We start from the raw sequence: 15,799 nt of genomic DNA on the forward strand, positions 1-15,799 counted from the left end.
CCGTGTGAATTACTTGCCCGTCAGGGAATTGATACGTGTGTACAGATCCGGACGACGGTCACGGAACAGCCCCCAGCTGTAGCGGGCTTTGGCTGTTGCTTCCAGATCGATGGTGGCATAAATGATGGTTTCTTCATCACGCCCCGCTTCGGCCAGTTTCTTGCCGGTATGATCGGTAATAAATGACGAACCATAGAAGGTGGTTTCAATGCCATCGTCGGTTTCCACACCGGTGCGGTTAGCGGCAATCACAGGCACAAGGTTGGCAGCTGAGTGCCCTTGCATGGTGCGCTGCCAGTGATCACGGGAATCCAGCGTCGGATCCTGCGGCTCAGAGCCAATCGCGGTCGGATAGAAAATCGCTTCTGCGCCTGCCAGCGCCAGACAACGTGCCAGCTCCGGGAACCACTGATCCCAGCAGATGCCTACACCGAATTTACCGAACCGGGTTTCCCAGACTTTGAAGCCGGTATCGCCAGGGCTGAAGTAGAATTTCTCGCTGTAACCCGGGCCATCAGGGATGTGTGATTTACGGTAATTGTCCATCACAGTGCCGTCAGCATCGATCATCACCAGAGAGTTAAAAAAGCTGTTACCTGAACGCTCAAAGTAACTCACCGGAATCACAACATTGAATTCACGCGCCAGCTGGCTCATGTGATCAATCAAGGGGCTGTTATCGGTTTCTTCTGCCAGATCGAAATACTTGGCGACCTGCTCTTTACAGAAATAAGGGGCAGCAAAAAGCTCCTGCAGCACCACAACGTTCGCGCCATTGTCAGCGGCTTCTTTCACCGCCTGGCTGATTTTTTTCAGGTTATTATCGATATCCCACGACATCGAAAGCTGCACTGAAGCAAAAGTCACTGTCTTTGACATTGTTCTCTTCCTTTTTCCGATCCTTAGATAGCGAGCTTGTCACGTAAGTTGTAGTAAGCGGCCCCAAGCGCCGTAAACGGCACCTGGAAATGGCGCCCGCCCGGGAAGGCGTAATGACGCAGAGACGCAAAGGCATCAAAACGCTCAGCATGTCCGGTTAACGCTTCGGCCAGCAGTTTGCCGGCAAGATGCGTACAGGTAATGCCATGGCCGCTGTATCCTTGCAGGTAGTAAATGTTGTCAGCAAAACTGCCAAATTGCGGCATCCGTGAATACGTCAGCAGGAAGTTACCGGTCCAGGCGAAATCCAGTTTCACGCCTTTGAGTTGAGGAAACACTTTTTCCATCTTCGGACGGATCAGTTTCTCTACGTTGGCCGGATCACGTGCGCCGTACACCACACCGCCGCCAAACAACATGCGGTTGTCGCCGGTAATGCGGAAGTAATCGAGCAGGTAGTTGCAGTCTTCAACGCAGTAACGTTGCGGCAGCAGCTCGTCACACAGGGCATCAGACAGTGTTTCCGTCGTCACCACCTGTGTGCCGCATGGAATGGCTTTATTACTGATGTTTGGCGCCAGCCCCCCAGATACGCATTGCCGGCCAGTACCATATATTGCGCTTTGACTGAGCCCTGGCTGGTGTGAGCAACGGGCTTGACGCCTTTTTCAATGCGGGTGACGGCTGACTGTTCAAAAATCTGCCCGCCCATCTGAATAATGGCTTCGGCTTCGCCCAGCGCCAGGTTCAGTGAATGAATGTGACCGCCACGCATATCCAGCAAACCGCCTTCGTAGACGTCCGTGCCCACCATGGTTTGCAGCTCGGCTTTATCGAGCAGAGTCAGCTCGTTATTGCCATAACGCTCCCAGTTGGCTTTGTGGTGTTTGAGCCCTTCAAACTGCTTGTTATTCACCGCAGTAAACAAGCCGCCCTGACGATGATCACAGTCAATGTTAAATTCTTCAATCAGGCCGCGAATGATATCGCCACCTTCAAAAATCATGCTGCACAGCGCATCTGAGGTCTTTTTGTCGTAACGTTTCTCGATGACATCGACATCGCGGCTGTAGCTGTTGACGATTTGGCCGCCGTTACGACCTGTTGCGCCAAAGCCCACTTTGGCACTTTCGAGAACCACCACCTTGAAGCCTTTTTTCGCCAGGTGCAGCGCCGATGACAGACCGCTGAACCCCGCCCCCACGATACACACATCGCACTCGATGTTATCGGTCAGGGTTGGAAACTCGCGCGTATAGTTTGCCGTCGCGGCGTAGAAAGAACCGGTATGATTAATCACAGTAAACTCCTTTTAGTACGACTCAAGACGAAGCCAAGTGGTTTTCACCTCTGTGAACTTCTCCAGGGCATGCAGTGATTTATCCCGACCATTGCCGCTTTGTTTAAAGCCGCCAAACGGAACTGTCATGTCACCTTCGTTGTAGTTATTAATCCAGACCGAACCTGCCTGAAGCTGACGGGCAACCCGGTGCGCGCGGTCCAGATCGGACGTCCATAACGCGGCACCCAGCCCATAGGGGGAATCGTTGGCGATCGCAATCGCTTCTTCTTCTGTGCTGAACGGGATCACGCACAACACAGGGCCAAAGATTTCTTCACGGGCCACAGCCATGTCATTGCTGACATCCCCCAGCACCACAGGGGCAACAAAGGCACCGTGTCCTGCAACATCACCGCCACAGAGCACTTTGGCGCCGGCAGCTTGTCCTTTCGCAACATAGTCCAGCACTTTGGCTTTGTGCTCCTGATCGATCAATGCACCCATTGATGAAGCCGGATCGAGCGGATCTTTCGGGGTAAAGGCTTTCGACGCTGCAATCACTTTTTCAACGAATGCATCTTGAATGCTTTCGTGCACCAGCAAGCGGGTTGCAGCAACACAGACTTCACCCTGGTTATAGAAGCAACCTGCGGCAGTTTCCGCTGCGGCCTTGTCCAGATTCTTGTAATCGGCGAACACGATGTTGGCATTTTTACCGCCCGCTTCCGCCCAGACACGTTTCATGTTGGATTCACCGGAACAAATCATCAGTTGACGGGCAACTCTGGTGGAACCTGTGAACGTAATACAATCCACATCTTCATGGCGCGCTAAAGCATCGCCCACTTCATGGCCGAATCCAGGTAACACTTGGAACACGCCATCAGGAATACCTGCTTGTTTCGCCAGTTTGCCAAGATGAATTGCGGTTAACGGCGATTTTTCTGAGGGCTTGAGGATCACGCTGTTTCCAGCCGCCAGTGCTGGTCCCAGTTTCCAGCACGCGAGCCAGAGCGGAAAGTTCCAGGGCACAATAGCCGCCACAACACCGATGGGCTGATGCGTGATATAGGCATGCACATTGACTTCCGTGGGCGCCACTTCGCCGTAAGTTTTGTCAACAGCTTCGGCGTACCAGCGAATGGCTGCGGCAGCGCCGGGAATATCAGTACTGAAACTGTGACTGATCGGTTTACCGGTATCCAGGGTTTCCAGCAGCGCCAGGGTTTCCTGCTCCTGATCAATCAGGTCAGCGAACGCCAGTAACACCTTTTTTCTCTGTGCCGGGCTCTGATCTTGCCAGTCTCCGCGGTTAAAGGCACTTCTGGCCATCTCAACAGCAATTGCTGCATCCTTTGCGTCACAGCGGGCAACATCAACCAGATGCTCATCTGTCGCCGGATTGATCACGGCAAAAGTTTGGCCGCTTTGGGCATCCTGGTATTCACCATGGATGAATGCTCTGGCTTCGATGTCTATCCGCTGCTTGAGTGCTATCCATTGCTGTTGAGTGTTCATACGCCTTCCTTTCGGGGTTGGGACGTTAGAAACTTGCCGGGGTATGTGCGCTGACAATCCGGCAAAGTTTGTCCGTTCTGTTGGTAAACTTATGAGGAATACTGGTATCAAACAGGTAACTTTCGCCTTCGCCGATGACATATGTTTTTTCACCCAGCGTCAGTTCGATTTCACCTTCCAGTACCGTACCGCTTTCCTCACCTTCGTGTTTGATACTAATCAGGCCTGTACTTGAGTGAGGCTGGTAGACCTCAATCAAAAAGCCCATTTGTCTGTCTTTGCGGCCGTCGCAGACCAGTTTCATTGACACTTGTTCGTTGCCCATTTCAATGAGCTGATCAGGTTTAATCACCACCGGACGCTCATCAAATGCCTGATCTTGTGTAAAGAATTCAGACAAGGACATATCGAACACTTTCACTATCTTATGTAACGAACTGACAGACGGACTCACCTTGCTGTTCTCGATCGACGAGATAGCGCTGTGGGTAATGTCGGCTTTTTCTGCCAGTTCACGTTGCGACAGTTTGTATTCTTTTCTTAGCTGTGCGATTTTTTTACCAATTGAGTCAGTTTCCATCATGGAGGCTCCTTCGTTTTGAAGCCGATATCATAAACTGATCAAACAAAATTCGTGAAAAATGGTTTTCAGTCGCTTGCCATTCTGGGTGCCACTGCACACCGATAAAGAATGGATGCGCTTGTAAACTAAAGGCTTCAACCAAACCATCCGGTGCAACCGCTTCCACGGTAAGACCCGGTGCTAATTGATTCACACCCTGACCGTGCAGCGAATTCACCTCAATATTGTCCAGCGGTGCCAGCCAGTCGGCGAAGGTGCCGTTGTCAGAAATATTTACCGGGTGAGCCGGTGAATACTTGATGACCATATCATTGAGCGGGCTTTCCCTGTGGTCGTTCAAGCCTTCCACTTCATGCACTTTCGGGTGCAGTGATCCACCAAGCGCAACATTCATCTCCTGAAATCCGCGGCAAATCCCGAGAATCGGCACGTTCTCTTTGATACAGGTGTCTATCAGTGCAAATGACAAGGCATCACGGCCTTCATCTTTTTTCGGTTCGTCATGTTCTGCACCGTAACGGGCTGGTGCAACGTTCGAATGGCTGCCGGTCAGCAGCACACCGTCGACTAATCCAATCAATTGCTGAATTTCTTCAGCCGTAGAACCCGACGGGAACAGCACAGGGTTGGCACCAAACTGTTTGATTGCATGGAGATAGAACTCATTCACACTTTGAATGCCATAGCCTTCCAGTGATTTTTTACAGCATACAACGCCAATTACCGGTCCAGCTTTTGTTGAGTTCATCATGGTCTCTCCTGCCATCAGTGTTCGATTTATTGAACAAACCTAGCTTAGAGCACTAAGGGAAATCAACCTTAAATTTACAAAAATGTTACTAAAATTTGATCAACGCTCGATATTTCGAACAATTTGAACACAATTATTGCCATTTTGCGTTCATCTGTTAAATATAAGTTACAGGATGTATCCACACGAGGTGTTTCGTGAATGAACGGATTTAAAGAAGAAGTTAAAAATTTTAAACAAAAGTGGCCCGAGATCAGGTTCGTTGATTTGCTCTTTACCGACATCAACGCCACCCCAAGGGGCAAGCGTATTCCAGTCGAAGCCGTTGAAAAAATAGAGAAAGGCGTTTACTTACCTCTCTCGACTATCTCGCTGAGTATTGAAGGGAATGTGGTTGAGGAAGCAGGACTCGGCGAGGCACTGGGTGAACCAGACCATATTTGTTACCCGGTGCCGGGCACACTGACCACCACCTTTAATCCTGAAGTCGGTCAGGTCATGCTGACCATGATGGATGAGTCTGGCAGCCAGCCGACAGACCTTTGTATACGGTCCGTTCTGGTGAACTTGCTTGAGCAGCTTCACCAGCGCGAGCAGTTTCCTGTGGTCGCCATTGAGCTTGAGTTTTATCTGCTGGATAAAAACCGCGGGGTGAATGGGACAATCCAGCCGCCGCTCAATCCAATCCACCATGACAGAGAGTACCGCTCAGACGTCTACAACGTCGAAAACCTGGATGATTATTCCGCGTTTTTACGTGATCTGAATGATGCTGCCGTTGCTCAGGGACTCAATACCTCAGGCGCCCTGTCTGAATCGGCACCAGGTCAGTTCGAGATCAACTTTAACCACCAGCAAGATGTCGTCAATGCCTGCGATCAGGTCATTTTCGCGAAACGCTTAATTCGCCAGGTGGCTCAGGCTCATGATTTTGATGTCACTTTCATGGCCAAGCCCTATGCTGACGAAGCCGGTAACGGCAAACACATGCATCTGAGTGTGGTCGATAAAGACGGCAAGAACCTGTTTTCCGATCAGGCAGGAGAAGCCAGTCCCTTCTATTACCAGACACTGGCCGCCATGCTGGCTATGATGCCGGACTCCATGGCGCTGCTGTGTCCGAACGTGAATTCATACCGCCGGTTCTCGGCCTCTATGTACACGCCCACTCATGCCAACTGGGGGAAAACCACCGCGGCGTTGCACTCAGGATCCCGATGAGCGACAGCCACAACCGCCGGATTGAACATCGTATCGCTGGAGCAGACGTCAACCCGTATGTGCTTGCTTCAGTCCTCTTGGCTGGCTTGCTTGCCAGCGAACGTTTTACTTTTGAGCAATGCCCACCACAACTGGCCGACAATGCGGTAGAGTTACCTCTTCGCATGCCGGACGCACTCATAAAGCTTGCATCAAGCGAGCTAATGTCGATGTACCTACCGCAATCATTTATCTCGCTTTATCTAGCATGCAAGCAACGTGAACTGGCGGACTTTGAAAAATCCGTCACGCCACTGGAAATTGAGTGGATGCTGCATTCAGCGTAACTGAAAGATAGGAAAGGAATTCTTGTATGACAGTGAAAACACCTGCATTAGATGCGCCGCAGAAACCAAATGCGAAAAGCATGTCGGTCATTCTGGCCATTGCCGGCATCATCGGCACTTTTGCCATTATTGGTAACACCCATGAAACAGGGACGCCCTATGGCTGGTACAGTTTATTACCGACCATATTCGTTCTGGCCGTGGCGTTACTGACCCACAGAACCGTCGAGGCCCTGTTCAGTGGCGCGATTGCCGGCCTGATCATGATCGATCCGCAACAGATCGTCGGGAATGTCGTCGATATGTCAATGACCGTCATGATGGATGAAACCATTGCCTGGCTGATTCTGGTCTGCGGTTTAATGGGCGGCTTGATCACCATGCTGGAAAAAGGCGGCAGTATCCTGAGTTTCAGTGAAGCTCTGGTGACTAAAGTCAAAAGCAAACGCCAGTCAATGGTGCTGACTTTCGTGCTGGGTATTCTGGTCTTCATTGATGACTACCTGAATGCAATTGCGATTTCATCATCCATGAAGCGCATTACAGACAGCTACAAAATCTCCCGTGAAAAACTGGCTTATCTGGTCGACTCCACCGCCGCACCGGTTTGTATCCTGCTACCGATTTCCACCTGGGCCATTTTCTTCAGCTCGCTGCTGGAAGATAACGACATTGCCGCATCCGGCAAAGGGATCAGTGCCTATATCGAAGCCATCCCCTATATGGCCTACGGCTGGGTCACACTATTGGTTGTCTTCCTGGTGGCAATGGGAAAAATCCCTGATCTGGGTGCGATGAAAGCGGCAGAAAAACGCGCGCAGAATGGCCAGGTGCAACCCGACGGTGGCGTTGACATTGCGCTGGGTGAAGATGTCAAAGCGCATCCTAACTCAACCATTGGTGTGCTGAACTTTGCTCTGCCGATGATCGTGCTGGTTGCCGCAAGCTGGTATTTCGATATTGATTTGCTGGCTGGTGTCTTCGTTGCCATGATTTTCACCATGTTCCTGTACGGCGTACAACGTCTGATGCCGGTGAACACCATGTTTGAGGCTGTCTATGACGGTATCAAAATCATGATGCTGCCTCTGGCAACGGTGATCGCCGGTTTCATGCTGAAAAACGTCAATGACCAGTTAGGCCTGACTCAATACGTGATCGAAACCGTGTCGCCTTACCTGTCGGCACAGATGTTCCCGGCAATCATCTTCCTTGTGATGGCAGCACTGGTCTTTGCGACCGCCTCATCCTGGGGATTGTTTGCCGTCGCCATGCCGATTGTATTCCCGCTGGGTGCACACTTGGGTGTGCCTGTCTCGATCACCATTGGGGCCCTGCTGTCAGCATCAGCGGCCGGTAGTCACTCATGCTTCTTCAGTGACTCCACGGTACTGTCCGCACAAGGCAGTGGCTGTACCGCGATGCAGCACGCACTGACTCAAATCCCTTATGCACTGATTGGTATTGCTGCAACCGCTCTGTTCTTCCTGGTTATCGCCTGATAACCATGCACGCCTGAAAACAATGCAAAACCCTAGCCCAAGAAAAACCGCCACCTTGCAAAAGGTGGCGGTTCTTTTTATGGTTCAGCGCGGTGCGAAGAACGGTACAGGAAAAGCCGGATCGTTAACTGACTTTTTCCAGCGATTTCACTTCTTCGTCATCATCCATCATTGCATCATCAATCAAATGCGGTGAGTTCTTACTGCGCGATTTTTCTTGCTTACGCTGCTGACGATGAGCACCGAGCGCCAGCATGCAAGGGGTTATCACCAGCGTCAGCACTGTTGCAAACGCCAGTCCCCCCGCCACGGCTGTGGCAAGTTGTGCCCACATTTGTGTGGACGGCGCGCCAAATTCCACTTTGCGCTGTATCAGATCCACATTCACCATCAGTACCATTGGCATCAAGCCTAAAATGGTGGTGACTGTGGTCATCATGACAGGGCGCAAGCGCTGGGCACCGGTGCGAAGAATCGCCTCAATCGGCTCCATGCCCTGGTTTCTGAGGACGTTATAGGTATCAATCAGAACGATATTGTTGTTCACCACTATGCCTGCCAGCGAGATGATCCCAATCCCGGACATCACGATGCCGAACGGCTGATTGAACACCAGCATCCCAAGCAAGACACCGACCGTTGAGAACAACACGGCTGTCAGAATCAAAAACGCCTGATAGAAAGAGTTAAACTGGGTTACCAGAATAATTGCCATCACGGCCATTGCAATCAGGAAGGCTTTACTCAGGAAAGCTGACGCTTTCTCCTGCTCTTCGTTTTCCCCTCGGAGCGTAATCTGGACCCTGGGATCCAGCCCCAATTCGGGTAAACGCGCCATGACTTCAGGAATGACTTTACTCAGATTGTAACCGGGTGCCATGTCAGCCGTTACCGACAGCGCCTGGCGTCCATCCACTTTCTTGATGGTATCCAGCTTGTTGGCGGCCTCTAAGGTACTGAAGTTACTGAGCGGAATCTGTCCCTGCGCCGTTTTCAGCCGGAGTTCTTCAAGGCGGGTAATATGCCGGTACTGTTCAGGGAACCGCACACGGATATCCATTTCATCATCAACATCATCAGCCCGGTATTCGCCGAGCGTTAACCCGGTTGTGACAAACTGGACATTGTTCCCCACCAAAGTGGCATCTGCGCCAAACCGCGCGGCATCGGCCCGATCCACTTTTATCTGCCATTCAATCCCCGGTTTAGGGCCGGTATCATCAATGTTGGTAAAAGCAGGGTTGGATTCCAGTTCCTTACGGACTTTCGCGACTGAGTCTTTCAACAGTGCAGGAAAGCGTGAGCTGATTTGCAGGTTGACATCTTTATCACCGGTTGGTGGGCCAGCCTGATCCTGCCGCACTTCAATTTCCAGCCCGGCAAGCCCGGCGGTGCGCTGCTTAATCTCTTCAATCGTTTCCGCCGCCGGACGTCTGTCTTGCCAGTCGATCAGGTTAACCCTGAGCATACCAATCCGGTCATCGCCTCCCGAGCGCGCATACAGGGTTTCTACCTCAGGCAAGTTCAATAACTGGCGTTCCACCTCTTGAATCAGATGATCTTTCTCTTCAATGGATAAATCGCCCTGAGACCGAACAACGATATTAAACCCTTCCGGCTCCACCTCAGGAAAAAATTCCGTCCCGTTACCGGCTTTGCCGTACAGCAGAATAACCGCCAGCGAGAACACTAACGCGCCGAATAACACCTTCCATGGCCGTTTGACCGCCGCTTTCAGTATCCGGACATAATGACCGGTGAATCCCGGCAGGTGCTCAATATCGCCCTCTTCAGCTTCAATCAGTTGCTGACGTTTTTCGGCAGAAATGGGCCGCGGCTTACCAAACAAGCCCCCTAGTGTCGGCACAAAGATCAGTGCCATGACCAGAGAAGCCACCAGCGTCATGATCAGCGTCAAAGGCAGGAATTTCATGAATTCGCCCATGATACCCGGCCAGAAGAGTAACGGTCCAAACGCTGCCAGCGTCGTTGCTGTGGAAGCAATAATCGGCCAGGCCATGCGCTTCGAGGCTTTTTTGTAAGCTTCATAGCGTGGCGTGCCATCACTCATTTCACGGTCGGCGTATTCAGTGACCACAATGGCACCATCAACCAGCATGCCAACGGCCATGATCAGGGCAAATAGCACCACCATGTTGACCGTATAACCCAGCACGGCCAATGCCAGAATCCCGGTGAGAAACGAGCCGGGAATCGCGATGCCCACCAGCAATGCCGTACGCGCACCCAGAATAGCGATAATCACAATGACCACCAGCAAAATGGCAGACAGCACGTTATTTTGCAGGTCGTTCAACATGGTTTTGACATGTTTGGACTGATCGCCGGTGTAATCCACCGCAATGGTTGGCGGCCAGAATTCGCGCTCTTTTTCAATCAGTGCTTTCACGCCTTCAACGGTCTGGATGATATTTTCACCCGGCCGCTTTTTGACTTCCAGCGATACAGCAGGTTTACCGTTCACCCGGGCATAAGACTCGGCATCCTGAAACGTCCGGCGAACAGTCGCGACATCACCAAAGGTAATCACTTTATCGCCGGACACCTTCACCGGCATTTCCATGACGTCTTTAATATTGTCGAAGACAGAAGGCAGCTTTATCGGGAAACGCCCCTGCCCGCTGTCGAGTGTCCCTGCCGCGACAAGCCGGTTATTACGGGATATCAGGTTATAAATATCTTGTTGATCCAGGTCATAGCTTTCCATCAGCAGTGGATCGACCAGGATCTCAATCATGTCTTCCCGATCACCGCCGATATCCACTTCCAGCACTTCGCGCATGCTTTCCAGCTTATCTTTAAGATCACGGGCGATGGTAATCAGCGCCCTCTCTGGCGCAGTGCCCGACAACATAACTGTAATAGCCGGGTTTTCAGAAGCCATGGTGACTTCATTCACCGTCGGCTCGTCTGTGCCGTCCGGCAATTTCGCCTTTGCCAGACTCACTTTCTCGCGCACATCCGCTAAGGCACTGCTCGTATCGGCCCCGGCCACAAATTCCAGTAACACCGAACCATGACCTTCACTGGCGGTTGAGGTCATTTCTTTCACACCATCGATGCCACGCAATTCCTTTTCCATCGGCCGCAGCAACAAGCGTTCAGCATCTTCCGGTGAAATACCGCTATGGGAAATCGAGACGTAAATAAAAGGAATGGTAATATCCGGTTCCGCTTCTTTAGGAATGCTCTGGTAACTCATGTAGCCGGCAACCAAAAGAAGCAGCAGTATAAGGACAACGGTACGGGTACGATGCAATGCAGCATCTATCATCCCAAGCATTCTCAGTTCTCCATCCTGATCGCTTCAACACGATCACCCGGCCGGACGAAGCCCTGACCAACGGTGATCACATCCACCATGCCTGAAAATCCACCCAGCCAGGTACCGTCACCATCACTTTTCACGACACGCACCGGAGTAAAGACCACATGATCTTTCTCTACGGTTTTCACACCGAGATTCCCGGCCTCATCCAGAGCCAGTACGGCAGGCGTGACTTTAATGGCTTCCGTTTCTTCAATCGGTACCACCAGCTCAGCGCTGGTCCCTGCCAGCAAGTTCAACTGATCATTGTCGAAAGCGACCTCAATACGGAACGTATTCGTGGTTTCATTGGCCACTTTCGAAAGGTAGCGAACCTTGCCTGTGGCAGCATGATTTCCTACCAACCTGGCCTCCGCTTCCTGACCCAAACGAATATGCTGAATATCCGTTTCAGTGACATCCGCCCGGACAATCAGTGGATCGATATCCGCAATATTGCCGACCGGATCGCCCACCTGGACATAATCGCCCACTTCGACCATCCGCTCATTCAAGATACCGCTCAGTGGTGCCCGGATCGTGGTTTTTTCCAGCTTCAGCGTCAGGGTCGCTATAGTCGTTTGCGCATCAACAAGGTCGGCTTCGGTTTGAGCTAACAGGACTCGCCCCTGAAAGCCTTTTTCATTCAGTCGCTTCGCACCGTCGTATTCAATCTGCCGCTGTTTGAGCACGGCTTTCGCCCGCTTGAGTTGCTCCGGCCAGTCATCCTGAGCCAGGCGGGCGATGATCTGTCCTTCTTTCACCAACGAGCCGCGCTGCGCAATCACCTCAACAACCCGCCCAGCCACTTCGGCCTTGATTGTCGCCTGGCGGCTGGGTTCGGTTTTACCGTATAAAGTCAGACTACGAAATACAGGCTCGGCTGCGAAGGTGGTGATTCTGACTTTAGGTACCGGCGCCTTATCCTGAGTCTGAGCCTGAACAGGCACACTGTTTTCATTACCCGACGACTGCATTGCGGCGCTGTCTTTCTGAGACTGACCACCGGACAGCATCCAGCCAAGAATCAGAACGGTAATACCAATGGCATAGATATAAGGCCTGGCCGCCAACCACCGTAACACGGTGTGTAGTCCTCTCATCATATTCTCCTTTTTTATGACGAAACGTCACCAAACGCTACCACTCAAGTCTAATGCAATTTTTCTGGATTCATTTTGTTATTGGCCCATAAAATGAAACTGCAACTGTGAGCTTTAACATTTAAAAGTAACGAATAAATCAAGCTGAATTCTACTGATGTGTGTATGAGATAAAAAGCAGAGCTTACTTGTTTCAACTGTATTGTTCTGAATATGTTAACTCTGATGAAAAACGGGATGATTAACCTGTCAGCATTGAATGAATTAACCCATTTGCAATATACCTTGTTCATAGTCGGTACACGCATATAGCAAGTCACATACCAAAAAATATTTACGCTATCATTCAATAATCTACAGAAAACCCAAACTCAGAGCATGGCGAAAACAACCAATATCTGGCGAATTGTTAACTATTTTATTCACGCGGTTATGCAACTCGCTACATCGGCGGGGGGTTAATTTATCTGCTGTTAACTCTCTATATAAGCTGACTTTTCTCTGATACACTCCGCCGAAAATACAGGTGGTGCTTTAAGGAATAAAGCGATGATCGAATGGAGTAAAGATCGGATCTGGTATCAGGATATGCCGTGGAAGCGTTATGGCGTTTCTGTTGGCTGCCGCATGACAGTGATACGGCTCGAAAACGATAATCTTCTTATTCATTCACCGGTTCAGCTCACGACTGGCATTCAGCTCGAGTTAGCTAAACTCGGCCGTGTCACAGCCATCGTGACCCCTAACCTGAATCATCATCTTTTTTTGTCCGAGTGGTGGCTCGCTTACTCCCAGGCAACCTTTTTGCCCCTCCGGGGCTTCAGCTCAAGCGCACCGATCTGGTTTTTGATGATGCACTGGGTGCGGAAACGCCTGCACTGTGGCGAGGACAATTATTGCAGACGCTGTTAAGAGGCAGCGATCGTGTTGAAGAAGTGGTGTTCTGCGATCCCGAGTCACAAACCCTGATCCTTGGCGATGCCATGGCCTGGCTGCGAAACAGTCACAACCCGGCCACCATGGCCTTAGCACTAGCCAATGGCTGCTATTTTCACCCGGCGATGCCACTTTACTGGCGTCATAGCTTCCATAACAAAACCCGGTTACGCCAGTCCTTGCAGGAAATTCTGACCTGGCCGTTTGACAGAATCCTGTTTGCCCATGGACAAGTGATCCCCGAAAACGGCAAGCATATCTTTTCTCAGGCTTTTCGCTGGGCACTGGCATAGCGCAATAACACCTTCTGTTGCAATAAAGCTGTCAGCTTTTTACGCCACTATGAACCATGATAAGTGTAGACCTCAACTCCTTGATGATGCAGGTAGGCGGCAAGCGAATGAATGTAGCCAACACCGCTGCAGCTTGAAGTAGGACAGGGATAGTGATGATGAAAACAGGGATTGAATGTGACTATTGCTGAGCGCTTGCCTGAACTGATACAACTTGAAGCACTGATTGAAAGTGAAGCGAAAATCAAACACCGCATTCGCCTGCAAGCCAGTGAGTTAATCCGGTTACCTTTCCAAGACCAGCATCTTCCCATTTATGAGTGCCGTTTAGGCAACCCTGCTTCCGGTCTGCCCTGCCTGTTTCTGGTTGGCGGCGTGCATGGCCTTGAGCGTATCGGGACTCAGGTTTTGCTTTCACTGCTGACCAGCCTGTGCCAGCGTCTGGCATGGGACAATAACCTGCAACGCACACTTGAGACGATGCAAATCGTGGCAATCCCGCTGCTGAATCCGGTGGGTATGGCCATGCAACGCCGCTCGAACGCCAGACATGTTGATCTGATGCGCAATGCCCCGGTCGAGAGCACAGAACGAACCGCGTGGCTGGTGGGTGGTCACAGAATCAGCCCCCGTCTGCCCTGGTATCGCGGTCCGGCAGGTCGTCCGATGGAAACGGAAGCTCAGCTGCTGGTTGATCGGGTGCTCAAGCAGACCCGGCAAAGCCCGTTGACCATAGCGCTGGATTGCCATTCTGGCTTCGGGCTCAGAGACAGGATCTGGTTCCCTTACGCCAAAAGTACCCGGCAGCCTGTTTCGCGACTCGGCAGTCTTTTTCGGGTGCGGGAAATGTTTTTTCAAGCCTACCCGCATCAAAACTATGTTTTCGAACCACAGACAAAGCACTACACCTGCCACGGTGACTTGTGGGACTTTTTGTATGATGAAGCGGAAGCCCAGGGAAATACGCTGCTACCACTCACGCTGGAAATGGGTTCCTGGCTTTGGGTGCGAAAAAACCCGTTACAACTCTGGCATCCGCTGGGGTTATTTCATCCCATTAAAAAGCACAGAGTGCAGCGGACACTCCGCAAACATCTCGTTCTGTTAGACTTTTTGATAAATGCGACCGAAGCTTATACCAACTGGTTCAGTCACAGCGAGGATGAGAACGACTGGCACCAGGCGATGTTACTCTGGTATTCATCAAACCATCAGGATAACTGCTCATGACTCACTGCCAACGACCTATTATCCTTTTGCGGGGATTATTGCGCGAGCAAAGACACTGGGGCATTTTCACCCAACAGTTACGTTCACATTTTCCTTTCCGTAAGGTGATCGCTTTGGATTTGGCAGGTAACGGTCAGCGGTTTCTTGAGACCTCACCCTCCACCATCAGTGCCATGGTGGATGACCTCCATCAGCAGTTACATTTTTTACACGCCCGGGAGCTCGAAACGGAAAATAAAATAGAAGCCGGCACCTATGATCTGCTGGCGATTTCTATGGGAGGGATGATTGCGCTTGAGTGGGCAAGATTGTACCCGGAAGAAGTGAAGTCACTGGTGTTGCTCAATACCAGTGATGGCAAACAATCCCCCTTTTATAAGCGATTACGGTGGCGGCAGTACCCCAATATCGCCAGATTGCTGATGAGCAAACCTGAAGAGCAGGAAAAGTACATTCTTCGTATGACCTCAAACATGTACCCCGACGATCCTGAAACACTGAAAACATGGGTTCGATGGCGCAAAGAGTGTCCTATCCAAAGGCGTAATCTGTTCAGGCAACTGAACGCGGCCTTGAGCTTCAGATATAAAGATGTTCCGGATAAACCCGTATTACTGCTTGCTTCACTGCATGACGAGCTGGTCGATGTTTCATGCAGCCGGACGCTTGCCCACCACTGGCAATGCCCGATACACATTCACCCCAGTGCCGGCCATGACTTACCACTGGATGATCCCGACTGGGTTTGCCGTTATTCGCTGGCATTCTGGCAGGATGTGAAATGAAGCCAGGTTAATGAAGCCGCTTGATTGCGAAATTTACTCAACAGCCAAGTTATTCAGCTTAT

Annotated in this window: 10 protein-coding genes and 3 pseudogenes; 6 read left to right on the top strand and 7 right to left on the bottom strand. The window is 51.1% G+C overall.

All coding sequences use genetic code 11. From position 1 onward, the window contains the following. Nucleotides 1-9 precede the first annotated feature (9 nt). The 5 genes and pseudogenes from aguB to P4S53_RS01740 form a co-directional block, all read right to left on the bottom strand. Nucleotides 10-879 carry an N-carbamoylputrescine amidase gene (gene aguB, locus P4S53_RS01720; protein ID WP_337111090.1) on the bottom strand — a complete coding sequence of 290 codons (870 nt, stop codon included), beginning with the start codon at nucleotides 877-879 and terminating at the stop codon, nucleotides 10-12. 224 nt (nucleotides 880-1,103) lie between these two features. Further along, nucleotides 1,104-2,179, bottom strand: a pseudogene (locus tag P4S53_RS01725) (NAD(P)/FAD-dependent oxidoreductase); the annotation flags it as partial. Between the two features lie 12 nt (nucleotides 2,180-2,191). Further along, complete coding sequence (locus P4S53_RS01730) at nucleotides 2,192-3,679, bottom strand: aldehyde dehydrogenase (RefSeq protein ID WP_337111091.1); 1,488 nt, start codon at nucleotides 3,677-3,679, stop codon at nucleotides 2,192-2,194. Between the two features lie 25 nt (nucleotides 3,680-3,704). Beyond that, nucleotides 3,705-4,259 (bottom strand): HTH-type transcriptional regulator PuuR, encoded by a 555-nt coding sequence (gene puuR, locus P4S53_RS01735; RefSeq protein ID WP_337112039.1) that lies wholly within the window; start codon nucleotides 4,257-4,259, stop codon nucleotides 3,705-3,707. Beyond that, entirely contained in the window at nucleotides 4,249-5,013 is a 765-nt protein-coding gene (locus tag P4S53_RS01740; RefSeq protein WP_337111092.1) for a gamma-glutamyl-gamma-aminobutyrate hydrolase family protein, read from the bottom strand. Before P4S53_RS01740 ends, puuR begins: the two co-directional genes overlap by 11 nt. A gap of 201 nt (nucleotides 5,014-5,214) precedes the next feature. On the opposite strand from P4S53_RS01740, the pseudogene P4S53_RS01745 reads away from it, so the two are divergent. Then, nucleotides 5,215-6,560 (top strand): annotated as a pseudogene (locus P4S53_RS01745) (glutamine synthetase family protein). Between the two features lie 26 nt (nucleotides 6,561-6,586). Next, complete coding sequence (locus P4S53_RS01750) at nucleotides 6,587-8,062, top strand: Na+/H+ antiporter NhaC family protein (RefSeq protein ID WP_337111093.1); 1,476 nt, start codon at nucleotides 6,587-6,589, stop codon at nucleotides 8,060-8,062. Between the two features lie 124 nt (nucleotides 8,063-8,186). Here P4S53_RS01750 and P4S53_RS01755 read toward each other — a convergent pair whose 3' ends face one another. Both P4S53_RS01755 and P4S53_RS01760 read right to left on the bottom strand, forming a co-directional pair. Next, nucleotides 8,187-11,366, bottom strand: a complete 3,180-nt coding sequence (locus tag P4S53_RS01755; RefSeq protein WP_337111094.1) for an efflux RND transporter permease subunit — start codon at nucleotides 11,364-11,366, stop codon at nucleotides 8,187-8,189. Nucleotides 11,367-11,368: 2 nt separating this feature from the next. After that, nucleotides 11,369-12,493, bottom strand: coding sequence for an efflux RND transporter periplasmic adaptor subunit (locus tag P4S53_RS01760; RefSeq protein ID WP_337111095.1), 1,125 nt, complete (start codon nucleotides 12,491-12,493; stop codon nucleotides 11,369-11,371). 588 nt (nucleotides 12,494-13,081) lie between these two features. Between P4S53_RS01760 and P4S53_RS01765 the strand changes: the two are divergent. From P4S53_RS01765 to P4S53_RS01780, 4 genes and pseudogenes are all read left to right on the top strand, one after another. Further along, nucleotides 13,082-13,234: pseudogene (locus tag P4S53_RS01765) on the top strand (DUF4336 domain-containing protein); the annotation flags it as partial. A gap of 35 nt (nucleotides 13,235-13,269) precedes the next feature. Next, nucleotides 13,270-13,722, top strand: coding sequence for a hypothetical protein (locus P4S53_RS01770; RefSeq protein ID WP_337112080.1), 453 nt, complete (start codon nucleotides 13,270-13,272; stop codon nucleotides 13,720-13,722). A 177-nt stretch (nucleotides 13,723-13,899) separates the two neighbouring features. Next, nucleotides 13,900-14,952 carry a M14 family zinc carboxypeptidase gene (locus P4S53_RS01775; RefSeq protein WP_337111096.1) on the top strand — a complete coding sequence of 351 codons (1,053 nt, stop codon included), beginning with the start codon at nucleotides 13,900-13,902 and terminating at the stop codon, nucleotides 14,950-14,952. Beyond that, on the top strand, nucleotides 14,949-15,737 hold the full coding sequence (locus P4S53_RS01780) for an alpha/beta fold hydrolase (protein ID WP_337111097.1): 789 nt from the start codon (nucleotides 14,949-14,951) through the stop codon (nucleotides 15,735-15,737). The genes P4S53_RS01775 and P4S53_RS01780 overlap by 4 nt, the downstream gene beginning before the upstream one ends. Nucleotides 15,738-15,799: the final 62 nt, after the last annotated feature.

The sequence above is a fragment of the Photobacterium sp. Hal280 genome (assembly GCF_037162255.1).
GTDB lineage: Bacteria > Pseudomonadota > Gammaproteobacteria > Enterobacterales > Vibrionaceae > Photobacterium.

What these genes read in the sequence shown, in the direction of transcription:
- P4S53_RS01760 (WP_337111095.1), bottom strand. Translation starts at nt 12,493, where the DNA reads ATGAGAGGACTACACACCGTGTTACGGTGGTTGGCGGCCAGGCCTTAT.
- P4S53_RS01730 (WP_337111091.1), bottom strand. Translation starts at nt 3,679, where the DNA reads ATGAACACTCAACAGCAATGGATAGCACTCAAGCAGCGGATAGACATC.
- P4S53_RS01755 (WP_337111094.1), bottom strand. Translation starts at nt 11,366, where the DNA reads ATGCTTGGGATGATAGATGCTGCATTGCATCGTACCCGTACCGTTGTC.
- puuR (WP_337112039.1), bottom strand. Translation starts at nt 4,259, where the DNA reads ATGGAAACTGACTCAATTGGTAAAAAAATCGCACAGCTAAGAAAAGAA.
- aguB (WP_337111090.1), bottom strand. Translation starts at nt 879, where the DNA reads ATGTCAAAGACAGTGACTTTTGCTTCAGTGCAGCTTTCGATGTCGTGG.
- P4S53_RS01780 (WP_337111097.1), top strand. Translation starts at nt 14,949, where the DNA reads ATGACTCACTGCCAACGACCTATTATCCTTTTGCGGGGATTATTGCGC.
- P4S53_RS01740 (WP_337111092.1), bottom strand. Translation starts at nt 5,013, where the DNA reads ATGATGAACTCAACAAAAGCTGGACCGGTAATTGGCGTTGTATGCTGT.
- P4S53_RS01750 (WP_337111093.1), top strand. Translation starts at nt 6,587, where the DNA reads ATGACAGTGAAAACACCTGCATTAGATGCGCCGCAGAAACCAAATGCG.